Below are 14,754 nucleotides of genomic sequence, written 5' to 3' on the forward strand. Positions count from 1 at the left end.
TTAAGGATTTCGGTCAACGCAGCGAAACCGAACCATGGAACACTGAGCAGTGATAAACAACAGCCAGTCTCCAACTGAGTGCCGACGAAGTTAGCTGACGGGCTAGGATTCAGTGGTATCCTATCTCTGGCGAGAATGCGCCCCTATTCACTGGGTTCTCCGTTCTGAATCTTGAGGTTTCAGATTAGGCAAGCTTTAGATAAATTGCTGCTGAGTTTAGCACAGCCATTTCCGAGGATTCAAGAGAGGATTTTCTATGGTCAAAATTAAGGAGAACATAGCTAGTCTGTTAAGACTGCCACAATTTTGGCAAATGTGTCAAAATGTTTCCTGTGTCAACTAGTGTGCTGCTTACCCTTGCAAACCCCTACCGCGATCGCCCTCGGCAATTTTGATGGTGTCCATCGGGGGCATCAGCACGTCATCCATACCCTTATCGAGGCGGCACCCCCAGAGTGTTACCGCTCGATCATTACTTTTTCCCCCCATCCTCAAGCGTTTTTTACAGGGGAGGAGCGGCTACTGTTGACCCCCGCCGCTGAGAAACGCGCCCTGCTCAGCCAGTATGGCATTGAACAGGTGATTGTTTTACCCTTTACGCAGCAGTTGGCGCAGCTTTCGCCCTTAGAATTTATTGAGCAGATTTTGGTGCAGCAACTCCAGGCCAAGGTGCTCAGTGTTGGCTTTAATTTTGGGTTTGGGCGTGGGCGCTCTGGTACTGCTGAGGATTTGCGAACCCTCTGTGCCGCCTTTGGCATTCCTGTCCATATTGTGCCCCCTTACTGTCATGGTGGCGATCGCGTCAGTAGTTCTGCCATCCGTGCCGCCCTAGCCACCGGGGATGTTGATCTTGCCGCGAGCTATTGGGGCGACCCTATGCACTGACGGGAACTGTGATCTACGGCCACCAACTGGGTCGTCAACTGGGGTTTCCGACCGCTAATTTAGCCGTGCCGACCGATAAACTCTTGCCCCGCCATGGTGTTTATGCCTGCTGGGTCACAGCAGCCATCTTCCCTAGCCCCCAGTTGGGGGTGGTGAATATCGGTGTGCGTCCTACCGTAGATGGCCGAGCCGTGACCACAGAAGTTCATCTCTTGGATTGGTGCGGTAACCTCTACGGCCACGAGCTAACCCTACACCTTGAAGCCTTTATTCGCCCCGAAATGCAGTTTTCAGCCTTAGCGGATCTGCAATCCCAAATTGTGCGGGACTGCTGCGAGGCCGCCACCCATCTACGGCGAGTTAAATCCTATGCGTGATCCCCTACAGCAATTGGTGACCAATCTGGGTCAAGTGATGGTGGGCAAGGAAACTGCTCTTGAATTAGTGCTGGTGGGCTTACTGGCGGCGGGGCACGTGCTGCTCGAAGATGTGCCTGGTGTCGGTAAAACGCTCTTGGCTAAAGCCTTGGCACGCTCCCTTGGCGGTTCCTTTCAGCGCATTCAAGCCACCCCTGATCTCCTGCCAACGGATTTATCGGGCACAAATATCTGGAACCCGAAAACCGCTGAATTTGAATTCCGTCCGGGGCCAGTCTTTTGCAACATTCTGCTGGCGGACGAAATCAACCGGGCTACACCGCGCACGCAGTCGGCCTTACTCGAGGTGATGGAAGAGTACCAAGTCACCATTGACGGGGTCACCTACCCGTTGCCCCAGCCCTTTTTTGTGATTGCCACCCAAAACCCGGTGGAGTACCAAGGTACGTTTCCGCTGCCTGAGGCACAGCTCGATCGCTTTGCCCTCTGTCTGAGCTTGGGGTACCCCACTGAAGAGGAAGAGCTACAAATGCTCCAGCGCCTGCGGGGAGGCTTAGATATAAACCAGCTTAGTCCCTGCTTAAGTCTCAGTGAGATTGAACAGTTGCGCCAGCAGGTTCTGCAGGTACGGGTTGAGCCGGTTGTGCAAAAGTACATTCTTAGCCTTGTCCGCAGCACTCGCCACAGCGATCGCATTACCCTAGGTGTTAGCCCCCGCGGCACCGTTATGCTCCAGCGCACGGCTCAAGCCTTGGCCTTTCTCTGTGATCGGGATTATGTTGTTCCTGATGATGTGAAACGCCTCGCCCCTCACGTTCTGGGACATCGTCTAATTACCACTGCTGGTCGCTCCAATTTAGGAGTTGTTGCCGAGTTACTGGACGCTGTGCCTGTGCCCTAGGAGAAGTGGCAAGAGTGTTCTCGGTGAACATCTCGCAGTCTCTAAAACTGTCATCGTTGTTAAGTAGAGTTAAATAAACGACGAATGTTGCAGTTGGTTTCTGCATCCTTGGCGGCAAAATTTTGAAGGATTTTGAGATCATGAAACCCACCGTACTAATGACGCAAGCGGTTCAACGTCAGGGGGAAATTTGGCATAGTATTCTCAGTAGTCAAAACATCACGGTCATCTGGGAAAGCCTCGATGGTGACATTCTGGGCGTATTAGAGCAAATGGAAACCGCTGGTTTGACCCTGCCCAACTTGCTCTTGTTGGATCTAGGGATGACCGTAACCAATCCCTACCGGTTTTGTCAGGTTGCCCAGTCTCGCTTTCCATCGCTGCCGATTGTGATTACCGTGGGTCAAGAACGCCAAATTAGCAGTGCCGAACGCCGTTGGGCATTACGCCTCGGCGCGACCGATCTACTCCCAGGTATTCAAGAGTCCACCCTGATTGCTACGGCGGTGTCCCACCTCACCCGTATTCTAGAGTTGCTGGATGCGCTGCCCATTCAGCAGGATGCCTTGATGGAGAGTTTGAGTCGCCTCTCAGCCCCCCTGCAATCTCCCCCCCCGCCAGCGCCGTCACCCACGGTCGAACCCGCTGCACCTGAACCGTCCCAAAGTATGCAGCAGTACCGCGGAGTTGGTACTGTTGCAGACACCAGCACCTTACCCAAAGGGGATGAAGATGGTCAGCGTCGCCGCCGTTACCGTGGCTCAAGCTATTAGGAAACTCCTCAGGCCGGATTCGAACCAGCGACCAATCGGTTAACAGCCGACCGCTCTACCACTGAGCTACTGAGGAATATGGACGATTTCTTACTATAGCCTAGCTAGAATCACTTGGCAAGCCCATGGTATGCTAGGGTTGCCACTGGAGGTTCCCTTGGTCTATCGCTACGTCATCTTGAATAAGCCCTACCGGGTCTTATGCCAATTTCAGGATGAACGGGGTCGGCAAACCCTCAAGGACTACGTCCCCATTCCTGATATTTATGCGGTGGGTCGCCTCGACTATGATAGCGAAGGCTTGGTGTTGCTCACGAACGATGGGCGCCTACAACACCGCCTGACTGACCCCCGCTACCGCCATCCCCGGACTTACTGGGTACAGGTGGAAGGGCACCCTACGCCTGAGGCTCTGGAACACCTTCGCCAAGGGGTACTGATTCGAGGCGATCGCACCCTGCCGGCCACTGTTACGGTTCTACCTGAGGCTCCCGCTTTACCGCCACGGACGCCACCGATTCGGTTTCGCCGCTATATTCCTACGGCGTGGCTCAGCATCACCTTACGGGAAGGGCGTAATCGACAGGTGCGGCGCATGACTGCTGCTGTTGGCTTCCCCACGCTTCGTTTGGTGCGGGTTGCTCTTGGTTGCCTTGAACTGAACGATCTTGCACCCGGCTGCTGGCGGCATTTGACCCCCCAAGAGGTGACACACTTGCGACGGTTGTGCTCTTTAGAGCCTGTTCTGTATAAAATTTGTGATTATGACTCATTCCAAAGACCCTCAACAGGCTGATTTTCGGCAGCGGCTGCGCTCAGAAACTCAGGCACCCTATCGCGGGCTACGGCGCGTTTTTTATGGCGTTTTTGCAGCTTCAGGGCTAATGGGCGGCTTCATCCTTAGCTTGAAGTGGCTGGCAGGGACTGCTCCGGCAGATGTGGGCTGGAGTTTGGCTTTGCAGCTAGGGGTTGTTGCCGTGATGGTTGCCCTATGGCGATGGGATCAGCCGCGATCGCCCCAACGCTCTAGTGGCACTGTGCCACCAAAAATCGATCCACCCGATTGATATCAGGGCAGATGTGCACCTGTTGATAGGCACCGGTGGCCGTGGCGATCGCCCGTGCCGACTTCCCCTGCCCCGCCATGAGTTCTATAAAGAGCCACCCCTGGGGCAGCAAATACGCGGGGGCAGCTTGCACAAGGAGGCGCACCGCTGCCAGCCCGTCACTGCCGCCATCAAGGGCAAGGTGGGGCTCGTGGTACTGCACTTCCGGTTGCAGGCGGGCAATCATGGCCGTGGGAATATAGGGGGGGTTACTGATGATACCCTGTACCTGACCTTTGAGAGGGGCGATTGGCTCAAACCAACTCCCTTGGTGGCAGTGAATGCGATCGCCCAACCGGTAGCGCTGAATATTAATTTTTGCTACGGCTAGGGCAGCAGCACTGCGATCAACTGCATGAAGCTGGACTTGTGGCCATAGGCGCGCCAGTCCCAAGGCGATCGCCCCGCTACCGGTACCTAAATCCAGCCAGTGCCCCTGCTGTTGATGAACAGGAACCCAGCGGTCAACCCACTCCAGCAGTTCCTCGGTTTCTGGTCGCGGAATCAAGACACTAGGGGTCACTGTCAATTCCAGATCTCGCCAGTAGGCACATCCCAGAAGGTACTGCAGCGGCACCCGTTGTTGCCAGCGTTGTTGCCAGCGATAACTGAGTTCGGCAAGGGGCAGTCTTAAGGGTAGAGAAGGCTGGCTGCGGTAACTGTGCAGGGTCAGGTCGAGGGGGGTTAACTCACTGAACGCAAGCAAAAAGGTTTTCAATTCAGCTCGACCAGCGGCTTTTTCAGTCTCAGGAATGCACTGGCAGGCCCACTGCCACCACTCCCATAGGTGCTCACCACTAATGGAACATGATTGAGACTTGTTTTCTGAGGATACTCGTATCACAATAGCCCTAGATCATGCTGTGCCTTATATTCACTGTGGCAGATTTTCAGGATCAGCTTCAACGCCTCCAAGAGCAACTGCAAAAGGCGCAGGCGCGAGCCAATGAGCTGCAAAACGCTATGCCAACTGCGGCACCGCCAGAGCCATCACCAGCGGTTGATCTGCCAGAATCGTCTGATTGGGCGGATGAGGTGGCTCGCATTGAGGCTAGGGTACGGGCGCAAACCTCGATCACGGATCTACAACAGCAATTAATTGAGGCCTTGCTGGAAAATCAGCGGTTACATTTGGCGCTGGAGCAGGAGCGTCAACATCATGCCCGCACCCGCCAAAGTCTGATTACTGCCTTGGGCGATGCCCTCGATACCCTCAAGCAACGGCGGCGATCGCCCAAGCCCCCCTAGGAATTGCTCCCAGACCCTATCCTCTGATAAGGCCATAGGGAGATGGTTAGCCCCATCAGGACAATTGCGCCACCGACAACCACCGATAGCGCCGGTACCTCCCCAAATAAGAGCAACGCAAATAAGCTGGCGGCGACGGGTTCTGCCAGCACAAGAAGCGTAACCCACGTGGGAGACAGCCACCGCACCCCCCAATTCAAGCTGGTGTGGCCAACTAGCTGCGGAATGAGTGCCAGCAGGACGATAGCCAGATACAGCGTTCTGGGCCAACCCGTGTAGGGGACCCCTAGCAGCAGTGGCATGGGCAGTAAGAGAATCGCCGCAGTGGAATAGGCAATCAATGCGTAACGGTGGATGTGCAGCCCAGTCGCTTGGGCACGCTGGCTCCACAGGAAGTATAGGCTGACCGCCCAAGCTGCCGCTAATGCTAACGCATTCCCCAGCAGGGGGTGGCTTGCGGCAGCACTGGTGGGTTCGCCCCAGCCAATCAGGGCACTGCCCATCAAGGCTATCCCCATGCCTAGCATCGTCCGGGGTTTTAGGGTTTGCTGCAACCAAACGTAACTGATGAGTGCTGACCAGATGGGGGTTGTGGTGACTAGGGTAGTGGAGGCCGCCACTGACGTGTAACTGAGGGAGGTAAACCAAAGGCTAAAATGAGCCGCCAACGCACCCCCCGCCAGCAATGCGTAGCGCAGGTTGCGATCGCCTAGGTCGGGCCACGGCCAGTAAAACAGTTGTGGGGACAGAAAAATAGCCGCCAAGGACAGCCGTCCCGCTGCCAGCAGCATACTAAAGCCTACGGTGGTGCCAAAGGAGTCAGTGCTCAGCCCTTGGGTGCCCCAGCGCACTAACACCGCTGCCGTAGAAACCGCCAGCACCCCCAAGGCTAGGATGAGGGCAATGCACCAGCGGGGTGGACTACTTGCCGACATTGGGAATGGGGATCGGTGTGTCGCCATCGAGGCCAAAGGCACTGTGAACCGCTTGCAGGGCGCGAACGCCATCGGTGGCCGCCACGACACAACTGACTCGAATTTCTGAGGTGGCAATCATCTGAATGTTGATGCTTTCCTGGGCAAGCGCCGCAAACATTTGGGCGGCAATGCCCGGACGGTGAATCATCCCCACGCCGACAATGCTGACCTTGGCGATCGCCCGATCCACTAACACCTCGGTGTAGCCTAGCTTGGGTTGCAGGTCTTGGAGTAAGGCTTCGGCGCGATCGGCATCTGCTGCTGCCACCGTAAAGGCAATATCCCGACTCATCACCCCTGCGAGGGATCGCGATCGCTGGGATTGAATGATCATGTCCACACTAATCCCCGCATCCGCAAGGCTCTGAAAGATAGCTGCTGCCATCCCAGGGCGATCGGGCACATCGCGAATCGCCAGCCGCGCCTGCTTTGCGTCAAGGGCAACCCCCCGTACCGGCGGTGCTGCCGTCGTCTGTTGGGGGCAGGCAGAGTCAGCCTCCACGCCAAAGGTTTGAGTCAGCACCGCAATGGCACGCCCCGCATCTGCTGCTGCCACCGTGCAACTCACATTCACTTCCGATGTGGAAATCATCTGGAGGTTAATGCCAGCAGCGGCTAAAGCCGAAAACATTTGCGCGGCCACCCCAGGGCGACCAATCATCCCTGCGCCGGTAATACTGACTTTGGCAATATCGCGATCCACAAGAACATCCGTTTCCTGCACCACTTGGTGGGGGTTCAACCGTGGATAAAAGGCCGTGGCCACGGCCTCTGCTTGGTTGAGTGCCGCCTTTTGCACGGTAAAGGCAATATCGTTGGTTTGCCCTTCGTGGATCGATTGAATAATCAAGTCCACATCAAGGTTTTGGCGGGCCAATTCACCAAAGAGCTGGGCGGCCACCCCGGGGCGATCCGCCACCCGTAGCAGCGCCACTTTGGCTTGATCCGTATCCAAGGCCACCCCATCCACCGGCTTGCCTAGTTCTAGGTTTTCAACTGGACGGGGCGATCGCCGGGGTGCAACGACCCGTGTTCCCGGATCGTCACTCCAACTGGAGCGCACAACCAGATCAACGCCGTAATTGCGGGCAATTTCCACCGCCCGTGGATGCAACACCTTTGCCCCTAGGCTCGCCAACTCCAGCATCTCATCGCAGGTAATTTCGGCCATCAGTTGGGCAGTGGGTACCAGCCGTGGATCGGTGGTTAAAATGCCCGGCACATCGGTATAAATCTCGCAACAATCCGCCCGCAGGGCAGCCGCCAAGGCCACAGCCGACGTGTCAGAGCCACCGCGACCAAGGGTCGTGACCTCAAAATCTGCATCGGCAGTAATCCCCTGAAAACCTGCCACCACAACTACTTGGCCATCCTTGAGGTGCCGCTCAAGGCGTTGGGTTTCGATGTGCAGAATGCGGGCACGGGTATGGGCGGGTTCAGTGACAATCCCCACCTGTGCCCCCGTCAAGGAAATCGCCGCTTCCCCAAGGGCATGGAGCGCCATGGTCAATAGGGCAATCGAGACCTGCTCGCCCGTTGACAGCAGCATATCCATTTCCCGCTGACTGGGGTGGGGGGTAATGGCTCGCGCCAGTTCCACAAGACTGTCGGTGGTTTTGCCCATCGCGGAGACCACCACCACCACCTGATGCCCCGCTGCCACCGTTGCCTGCACCCGCTGTGCTACGGCTTGGATACGCTCTACACTACCGACGGAGGTGCCGCCGTACTTTTGTACAATGAGTCCCATGCCTGTGCTGAAACAATGCTTTCGCTATCTTAGTCTAGCGATGGGGTCAATGTCCGTTTGGGCAGCGTCACTGGGGCACTGCTCAATCGTTCCTTGACGATGAGCAGATAGAGGCAAGGTATGTTCTGCTGTGCATGAGCTATGCCCAGTCTAATTGCACAATTCTGCCTGAACAAGAGCCATCACTGTTGGCTTAATGCCCCGCTGGGATCGGCATCGCACCTTAGCGATCCTGCGATGTCCTTTTCCTAGCGTTGGGACAGAATACTGGGTCGAATTTTATCCCCGTCTTGAAGCGGGCGACTTGATCGCACCACGTAGCGATCGCCAACCTCTAGCCCCTCTAGAATTTCTACGGTTCCCTGTCGCCGCTGTCCCAGCCGGACATCCCGCTCAACGGCGCGATCGCCCATAACCACAAAAACGGTGCCTTGTCGTGCGGACAGTCGCCCCTCCTCTGCCCCTGCTAAGGCTGACTGGGGAATCAATAGCCGTGGGGGATTGACCGAGCCAAGGGTCACCCGAGCCAACAAGCCACTGCCAAGGCGTTCATCGCCATTATCGATCAGAATTTCCACAGGGGTCAGCCGTGCATCAGCCGCTGGGGAAATACGGCTAATACGACCGTTGTAGGTGCGATTGGGAACCGCATCAAAGGTCAAGGTAGCCTTTTGGCCTAGGGCAAGCCGCCCCAGTTCCTGCTCTGAAACCTCGACAACCACTTTCAACTGCTTGAGATCCCCTAAACGCAGTACCTCTCCCCCCGGTTGCAGCAGGTTACCGACTTCTGTGAGCCGTTCTAAGACAACGCCATTGAGGGGCGATTTCATCAGGGCATAGCTGAGGCGCGCCCGAGCTTGTTGAACAAAGGCCGCCTGAGCTTGGACTCGCCCTTGTGCGACGGCTACCCCTTGCTGTGCGGTGACCACTTCCGCTTGGCGAGAGTGCAACACCTGCCGTGCGGTTTGGGCGGTTGTGCGTGCTTGTTCTGCCGCTTGGGCAGAGACCGCCCCATCTTGGCGGAGGGTTTCAAGGCGTTGGGCATCACTTTCTGCCTGTTGCAGGATGAGTCGCGCTTCTTCGACGGCCGTGCGAGCACTGTTGACAGCCGCTTGGGCTTGAATGACCTCATTGCGACGGGCAGCCAACTCTGCTTCGGCTTCAAAAACAGCGGTTTTGAGGACAATCGGATCCACCTCTGCCAACACTTGCCCCGCCCTGACGCGATCGCCCACGTCAACGCCAAGGCGAACCACTTGGCCTTCAACTTGGGAGCGCACCATAACCTCACGGTAGGGATGGGTAGTTCCAGTTAGAGTGGTGTCGCTCTCTAATTGCCCCAACTGCGCAACTGCCACATCAACCGCCACCCCTCCCTCTCTGGCCGTGCCACCGCAGGCGCATCTAAGCGGTTCATTGCCGACTGACACCCGCCAAGGAGAACCCCCACCGCGATCGCCCCCGTCAGCCGTTGCCCAATCATTAAAATATTCCCCCCGACACTGCACATTTTTGACCCCAGCCTATCACAGTGCCCTGAGCTGCATCAGCAGGACTTCCCACACTAAGCGCGGTTGGACGTACTGCTGCAAATACTGCTGTGCCTGCTCGAGATGCCGCAGAGCGCTCATCGCCGCCGCCCAGTTACCCTGTTGCGAGTAAACGCGCCAACACTGCTGCTGCATCAGACTCAGCAGCCACACTTGGCGTTCCACCTCAAGCATTTGGCTCAGGTCACGAGCCAGCTCAAGACATTGACGCAGCGGCATGGGACAGGTCAGTTGGTGCCCTAGGGTGCGGAAGGCTTCGGGGATCTGCTGCCACGTCTGCCATGCGTGTAGCACGGCTCCCGGGGAACCAGCGCCAAGGTGCCATAGTTCTGGGGTCACCTCTTGCCAAAAACTGGCGGGAGCCACCCGCTGCAGAACGGTTTCTAAGTCAGTGCGGCGCAAGGGGGTAAAGGGAATTTTTTGGCAGCGCGAGACGATGGTATTGAGCACAGAGGCTTCGCTCGGGGCAATCAGAATCAGAGTTGCCCGACCCGGCTCTTCGAGGGTTTTTAGCAAGGCATTGGCAGCGGCTTCGTTGAGGGTTTGCGCCTGTTCAATGACCACTAGCGATCGCGGGGCATGCATGGGAGGTTGACTCAGCACCCGACTGAGATGACGTATTTGCTCAAGACGAATCTGGGCGGTGCCCCGGGGAATATCTTTACCCGCCGCCATCAATTGGGCGCGGGTGTAAAGCGTCCCTTGGTGGCTGTAGGTGGGCTCAACCCAGAGCACATCAGGATGGTTGGTCAGGGAGGCGATCGCCGACGGCTGCTGCCCCAAAAGGATCTGTAGAAAGTGGCGGGCTGTGAGGGCGCGGCCCACCCCTTCAGCCCCCACGAATAGATAGGCCGGAGCCAACCGCTGGCGCTGCACCGCATAGCTCAGCAACTCTACGGCTGTCGGCTGGCCAATGACCCCTGCAAACCATGCCTCACTCATGCCTGACCTTGAACGTCCCTTAGTAACTGCGTGTATTGACATCCAAAACTCAGCGCTAGCTAGTTTACTATTTAGTAACCTACCCCCAGTTAAAGCTGGGGGCTTTTAGTAGCCCTGCAACTGGTGAACTAACCCCTATGAGTAACATCCAGCGTATTACAGGCCGTGGCTTGCCCCTGCGCGGCAACGACATTGATACCGATCGCATCATTCCGGCACGCTTTCTCCGCTGTGTCACCTTTGATGGGTTAGGTGCCCACGTCTTTGCTGACGATCGCCACGCTGCCAATGGACAGCACCCCTTCGATGCCCCCCAGTATCAAGGGGCACGTCTGCTGGTGGTGAATGCCAATTTTGGCTGTGGCTCAAGTCGCGAACACGCCCCCCAAGCGATCGCCCGCTGGGGAATTCAAGCCTTGATTGGCGAAAGCTTTGCCGAAATTTTTGCCGGTAATTGCTTAGCGATGGGAGTGCCCTGCGTCACAGCAGCACCCGAAGCAATTCAACGGCTACAAACGCTGCTAGAGACGGCACCGACTACAGAATTGGTGTTGAACCTTGAGACTCTGACCCTCAGTGGTGCGGACTTGACCCTAGAGGTAAGTATGCCCGACAGCACCCGCCAAATGCTGCTCTCTGGCCAATGGGATGCCTGCGGCCAACTGCTTGCTAACCTCACCCAGATTCACCAAGTGGCAGCCCAATTGCCCTATCTAGCTTATGCCTGATCTACCCGCAGCAGACGCAATGCCACCCCAAACAGGAAGCGGGTCACGGCCCAGCGGGGCGATCGCCCAGTAACTTCGGGTGCTTCCAACAGGCGGTACACAGCGGCGGCCTGCTGCCACTGTCGTCGCCGTAAAAACCGCCATGTGCCAGCCAAAATAAACTGGTGTAGGAAATCCCGCTGGGCGTGATGCAGTACCCTAGGGGGCAGAAGGTTAAGCTGGCGGGCTTCCTGAAAGATAGCACTGAGGTGACCGAGGGTCTGGGGCTGAAACATCCCCATGCTCAGGGCTTGATCGTGAATTGTATAGGCTGCAGTGGCCAGAGGAACCGTATAGACTCCCGCAGTAGCAAAGAAGCGGAGCCATTGATAAATATCTGTAGCTTCACCGTAGGTGTGGCTAAATTCCCCCACCCGCGCTAGGAGCGATCGCCGCCACACCAAGGCAGGAAAGCGGACAAAGGAGGAGTGCGATAAAAGTTGCCGTACCGCAGTGGCGGGTGGGAGCCACCGTGCCCGAGGCGGAATTTGTTTGCGCAAACAGTGCCCCTGCCCATCCACAAGATGCACCCCAAACAGGAACACATCATACCGCGAACCGTAGCAGTTCAGCGTATGCAGAAGATGGGGTATCCCCTGCGGTAGCAGATAATCATCATCGTGCAGTAACAGCACAAACTCGCCCCGCGCATAGGCCAAACTCTGATTCCAATTGGCAACCATCCCCAAACGTTGCGGATTTTTGTGATATTGCCATGCCCCCTGCCAACCATGGAGAAGACACTCGACCTGTGGCGTGGCAAGGGTTGAATCATCCGTAATCACGAGTTCAATCGCCGCAGTCTGAGCTGGAGTCAGGGCACTCAGGATGGAGGTAACAGCAGTGCGCAGCCCATCGGGGCGGTTATAGGCCGGAATGCAAATACTGAGTTGGGGCAGAGAGATCACACCTTTGACACTCCCAGCACCTAAAGGTGGGGGATTCTTACGCAGTCCATAAACGAACTCATAAAGGCGTTGTCAAGACGCCCCTACACAGTTCCTAGAGGCAAAGCCCCAAGGTTCTGCTTACTTGTAACAACTGTCGCCGATTGGGTTTTTCACCAAGGATGACGACCAAGTATAGTTTAGCACAGAGCAACTAAAGTTGCTTTAGGGCTTTTCCACCCTGTACTAAAGTACGGAGCTACCAAGCTAACCCTCTGTGTCACTCCTATCAACCTGCACAGTTTGGTGCATAAATTGCTGTACTTTGCCGTTAAGGCAAGGGAATGTTGCTAGCACCCGAGAGCCAATTTGCAGGATCCACCGCTATGACTACCCCGACCCTTGATCGCAACCGTTTGCAAGCTGCCTTGGCCTCCCTAAATCTTAGTTTAGAAGCAGAACTCACTCAATTTCGCTGCCATCGGCTTGTTCAGTCTCACCGTCCTCTCGAAACTCCTCAGCCAGGCAGTCCGGGGCTTACCGTGTCTGAGCCTCTAGACACCCCTGCTCCTGTCGTCACCACCCCCATCGCTCCTGCAGCAGCCCCTGCCCCTGTTGAGCTGCCATCTTCTCTGAGCCTGCAGTCTGACGCCACGGCCGCCCAGAGCGATACGGACGAGTTTATCGACTTTGACCCAGCAGAACTGGCGGGACTATTGCCCCAGTCCTACACCAGCAGTGCCCCTGAAGCCGTTGCTTCCCCACCGCAGCAGCAGACCAAACGCCCCTTTGCCTCTACCCGCGAACTCCTCAAGCACGCTCGTCAGAATAACCGTCCGTGGTTTCAGCAGCAGGATCGCAACAGGTCGCACCATTTTCAACGTTGGCTGATCGTTATTGGGGTGCTTGCGGGACTCGGTGGCGGCACCCTTTTGTGGTTGGCACGGCAGGAGACTCCTACCGTGGTGGTGAACGAGGTACCAGCGGACACCAGCCCGTCTGCTCCCCCCTCTGGCCCAAATATGGCCGCCCGCGAGTTTCCTGATGTTAACCGCAGTACCCTTGCGCAACTGGAGCCAGCGTCCTCCCCTGAACCTAGTCCAGCCCTATCGTCCCCATCGCCAGTGGTGGAATCTACCCCCTCCAAGGTATTTATTGAGCACGCGAGTAATGGCCGTTACTATGTGCTTGCCCCCTATACCGAGCCGGCGGACTTAGCCAAAGTTCAGGAGATTTTGCCGGATGCGTTCTTAGTGGGTGATGGTGCTGAAACGAAGATTCAGTTAGGCATGTTTGAGGATGAGGCTTCGGCGCAAGCCATGGTTAACCAACTGCGCGATCGCCTCTAAGCGCGCCCCCTAATTGACGCTGCTGCCAATCCCTTGCACTATAGGGGGTACGGTCTTATTTCCCTTGCCCATGGCGCGTCGCCCCGTTACCCTACCCCAACTCCAGCAAAAAAAACAGCACGGTGATCCCATTACGATGCTGACAGCATGGGATTATCTTTGGGCGCGGCTGCTCGATGCAGCAGGGGTTGATGTAATTTTGGTAGGGGATTCCCTAGGGATGGTGGCCTTGGGTTACAGCACCACGTTACCGGTCACCCTAGAGCAGATGATTCACCATGCGCGGGCGGTGCGGCGGGGGGTAACTGCTAGCTTTGTGGTGTGCGATCTGCCTTTTTTGAGTTATCACGAAAGCCCGGAACAGGCGCTGCGATCGGCGGGACAACTGGTAAAGGAAGCGGAGGTGCAAGCGGTGAAGATGGAGGGTGCCTCACCAGTGGTCTGTGCAGCCACTCAACGGCTTGTGGAAGCGGGGATTCCAGTTTTGGGTCATGTTGGATTACTGCCCCAGCGGGTGCATCAGTTGGGCGGGCTGCGGCAGCAGGGAAAAACTGAGCAGGCAGCAGAGGCAATTCTTGCCGACGCGATCGCCCTAGCTCAGGCGGGTGCCTTTGCCTTAATTCTTGAGCATATTCCCAGTGAGCTCGCCCAACGCATTACTGCCAAACTAGAGATTCCCACCATTGGTATTGGTGCAGGGCCTCACTGCGATGGGCAAGTGCTGGTCACTGCCGATGTGCTGGGGTTGACCCCTCAAGCGCCGCCCTTTGCGCCGGTGTACGCTGACCTTGGTACGCAGGCGATCGCTGCGCTGCAGCAGTACTGTCACGACGTGCGCTCCCGCATTTACCCGCCCCCTCAGCCCTAGGACACCGTAAAACGGTTTGTTTCCTCGCGAATTTGTTCAAAGGTAATTGTTTGCTGGGTGCCCACAAACGGATTATCTGGTGTCAAAAATAGTAAACAGTGGCATTCGCGCCGTTCTCGCATGGGTACACAGGGGCAGTTCCAGTAGGCTGCCGCCACTTCCGCTTCCTTATCTTCGTAGTGTCGGCAGGGGCACAGGGGCGATCCATAATCGTCTTTGTGTTTGGCTAAACCTTCTAAAACAACCGCAGTGGTTCCTAGATCAGCGCAAAAGTAGGTTCCTGTTCGTTGGGCATAGGTTTCCGCAAATTTGCGCACGGCTTCTAAATTTTTGTCAGAGGCTTGCTGTGGCTTGTAGGCATTACTCATGGCACA

The 14,754-nt window shown here is 56.6% G+C and carries 16 protein-coding genes, 1 tRNA gene, 2 pseudogenes and 1 riboswitch; of the genes and pseudogenes, 10 read left to right on the forward strand and 9 right to left on the reverse strand.

Translation table 11 applies throughout. The annotated features are described in order from the left end of the window. Positions 1-64: 64 nt before the first annotated feature. Positions 65-201: riboswitch (cyclic di-AMP (ydaO/yuaA leader) on the reverse strand. Positions 202-315: 114 nt separating this feature from the next. From BRW62_RS15115 to BRW62_RS05350, 3 genes and pseudogenes are all read left to right on the forward strand, one after another. After that, positions 316-1,262, forward strand: a pseudogene (locus tag BRW62_RS15115) (bifunctional riboflavin kinase/FAD synthetase). Next, on the forward strand, positions 1,255-2,163 hold the full coding sequence (locus BRW62_RS05345) for an AAA family ATPase (protein WP_099798593.1): 909 nt from the start codon (positions 1,255-1,257) through the stop codon (positions 2,161-2,163). Before BRW62_RS15115 ends, BRW62_RS05345 begins: the two are co-directional and overlap by 8 nt. Positions 2,164-2,303: 140 nt before the next feature. Further along, a complete protein-coding gene (locus BRW62_RS05350) occupies positions 2,304-2,936 on the forward strand; it encodes a response regulator receiver protein (RefSeq protein ID WP_099798594.1) in 633 nt (210 codons plus the stop codon). Between the two features lie 4 nt (positions 2,937-2,940). On the opposite strand, the gene BRW62_RS05355 is transcribed toward BRW62_RS05350, so the two are convergent. Then, positions 2,941-3,012: transfer RNA gene (locus BRW62_RS05355), tRNA-Asn, on the reverse strand. Positions 3,013-3,066: 54 nt separating this feature from the next. Here BRW62_RS05355 and BRW62_RS05360 point away from each other — a divergent pair. Beyond that, positions 3,067-3,732 carry a pseudouridine synthase gene (locus tag BRW62_RS05360; RefSeq protein WP_198406174.1) on the forward strand — a complete coding sequence of 222 codons (666 nt, stop codon included), beginning with the start codon at positions 3,067-3,069 and terminating at the stop codon, positions 3,730-3,732. Then, positions 3,701-4,003 carry a DUF3493 domain-containing protein gene (locus BRW62_RS05365; RefSeq protein ID WP_099798595.1) on the forward strand — a complete coding sequence of 101 codons (303 nt, stop codon included), beginning with the start codon at positions 3,701-3,703 and terminating at the stop codon, positions 4,001-4,003. The genes BRW62_RS05360 and BRW62_RS05365 overlap by 32 nt, the downstream gene beginning before the upstream one ends. On the opposite strand, the gene prmC is transcribed toward BRW62_RS05365, so the two are convergent. After that, the gene (gene prmC / locus BRW62_RS05370) at positions 3,963-4,748 is read right to left on the reverse strand and encodes a peptide chain release factor N(5)-glutamine methyltransferase (RefSeq protein ID WP_227517595.1); all 786 of its coding nucleotides are present in this window, start codon (positions 4,746-4,748) and stop codon (positions 3,963-3,965) included. The genes BRW62_RS05365 and prmC overlap by 41 nt on opposite strands. Positions 4,749-4,921: 173 nt before the next feature. Here prmC and BRW62_RS05375 point away from each other — a divergent pair, with 173 nt between their 5' ends. Continuing rightward, positions 4,922-5,290, forward strand: coding sequence for a hypothetical protein (locus BRW62_RS05375; RefSeq protein ID WP_099799848.1), 369 nt, complete (start codon positions 4,922-4,924; stop codon positions 5,288-5,290). Here the strand turns inward: BRW62_RS05375 and BRW62_RS05380 are convergent. Further along, positions 5,287-6,225, reverse strand: coding sequence for a DMT family transporter (locus tag BRW62_RS05380; protein WP_227517596.1), 939 nt, complete (start codon positions 6,223-6,225; stop codon positions 5,287-5,289). The genes BRW62_RS05375 and BRW62_RS05380 overlap by 4 nt on opposite strands. Further along, positions 6,212-8,017 (reverse strand): aspartate kinase, encoded by a 1,806-nt coding sequence (locus BRW62_RS05385; protein WP_099798597.1) that lies wholly within the window; start codon positions 8,015-8,017, stop codon positions 6,212-6,214. Before BRW62_RS05385 ends, BRW62_RS05380 begins: the two co-directional genes overlap by 14 nt. Positions 8,018-8,100: 83 nt before the next feature. Here BRW62_RS05385 and BRW62_RS15120 point away from each other — a divergent pair. After that, positions 8,101-8,214 (forward strand): annotated as a pseudogene (locus BRW62_RS15120) (ferredoxin); the annotation flags it as partial. A gap of 51 nt (positions 8,215-8,265) precedes the next feature. Here BRW62_RS15120 and BRW62_RS05395 read toward each other — a convergent pair. Genes BRW62_RS05395 through BRW62_RS05400 form a run of 3 tightly spaced genes read right to left on the reverse strand, consistent with a single transcriptional unit; the run spans position 8,266 to position 10,509 of the window. Continuing rightward, positions 8,266-9,375 carry an efflux RND transporter periplasmic adaptor subunit gene (locus tag BRW62_RS05395; protein ID WP_227517597.1) on the reverse strand — a complete coding sequence of 370 codons (1,110 nt, stop codon included), beginning with the start codon at positions 9,373-9,375 and terminating at the stop codon, positions 8,266-8,268. Next, positions 9,348-9,500, reverse strand: a complete 153-nt coding sequence (locus BRW62_RS13295) for a hypothetical protein (protein WP_198406175.1) — start codon at positions 9,498-9,500, stop codon at positions 9,348-9,350. Before BRW62_RS13295 ends, BRW62_RS05395 begins: the two co-directional genes overlap by 28 nt. 43 nt (positions 9,501-9,543) lie before the next feature. Beyond that, on the reverse strand, positions 9,544-10,509 hold the full coding sequence (locus BRW62_RS05400) for a DNA polymerase III subunit delta' (RefSeq protein ID WP_099798598.1): 966 nt from the start codon (positions 10,507-10,509) through the stop codon (positions 9,544-9,546). A gap of 137 nt (positions 10,510-10,646) precedes the next feature. On the opposite strand from BRW62_RS05400, the gene leuD reads away from it, so the two are divergent. Then, the gene (gene leuD / locus BRW62_RS05405) at positions 10,647-11,237 is read left to right on the forward strand and encodes a 3-isopropylmalate dehydratase small subunit (RefSeq protein ID WP_099798599.1); all 591 of its coding nucleotides are present in this window, start codon (positions 10,647-10,649) and stop codon (positions 11,235-11,237) included. Here the strand turns inward: leuD and BRW62_RS05410 are convergent. After that, a complete protein-coding gene (locus BRW62_RS05410; RefSeq protein ID WP_099798600.1) occupies positions 11,228-12,184 on the reverse strand; it encodes a glycosyltransferase family 2 protein in 957 nt (318 codons plus the stop codon). The two genes, leuD and BRW62_RS05410, sit on opposite strands and share 10 nt — an antisense overlap. Before the next feature lie 365 nt (positions 12,185-12,549). Here BRW62_RS05410 and BRW62_RS05415 point away from each other — a divergent pair, with 365 nt between their 5' ends. Together BRW62_RS05415 and panB are read left to right on the forward strand one after the other, a co-directional pair. Beyond that, positions 12,550-13,512, forward strand: coding sequence for a hypothetical protein (locus BRW62_RS05415; RefSeq protein ID WP_099799849.1), 963 nt, complete (start codon positions 12,550-12,552; stop codon positions 13,510-13,512). 70 nt (positions 13,513-13,582) lie between these two features. Further along, positions 13,583-14,380, forward strand: coding sequence for a 3-methyl-2-oxobutanoate hydroxymethyltransferase (panB, locus tag BRW62_RS05420; protein ID WP_099798601.1), 798 nt, complete (start codon positions 13,583-13,585; stop codon positions 14,378-14,380). Here panB and BRW62_RS05425 read toward each other — a convergent pair. Then, positions 14,377-14,748 (reverse strand): ferredoxin-thioredoxin reductase catalytic domain-containing protein, encoded by a 372-nt coding sequence (locus BRW62_RS05425; protein ID WP_099798602.1) that lies wholly within the window; start codon positions 14,746-14,748, stop codon positions 14,377-14,379. The genes panB and BRW62_RS05425 overlap by 4 nt on opposite strands. Between the last annotated feature and the right edge of the window lie 6 nt (positions 14,749-14,754).

This window comes from Thermostichus lividus PCC 6715 (genome assembly GCF_002754935.1).
In the GTDB taxonomy this organism is placed as follows: Bacteria; Cyanobacteriota; Cyanobacteriia; order Thermosynechococcales; family Thermosynechococcaceae; genus Thermosynechococcus; species Thermosynechococcus lividus.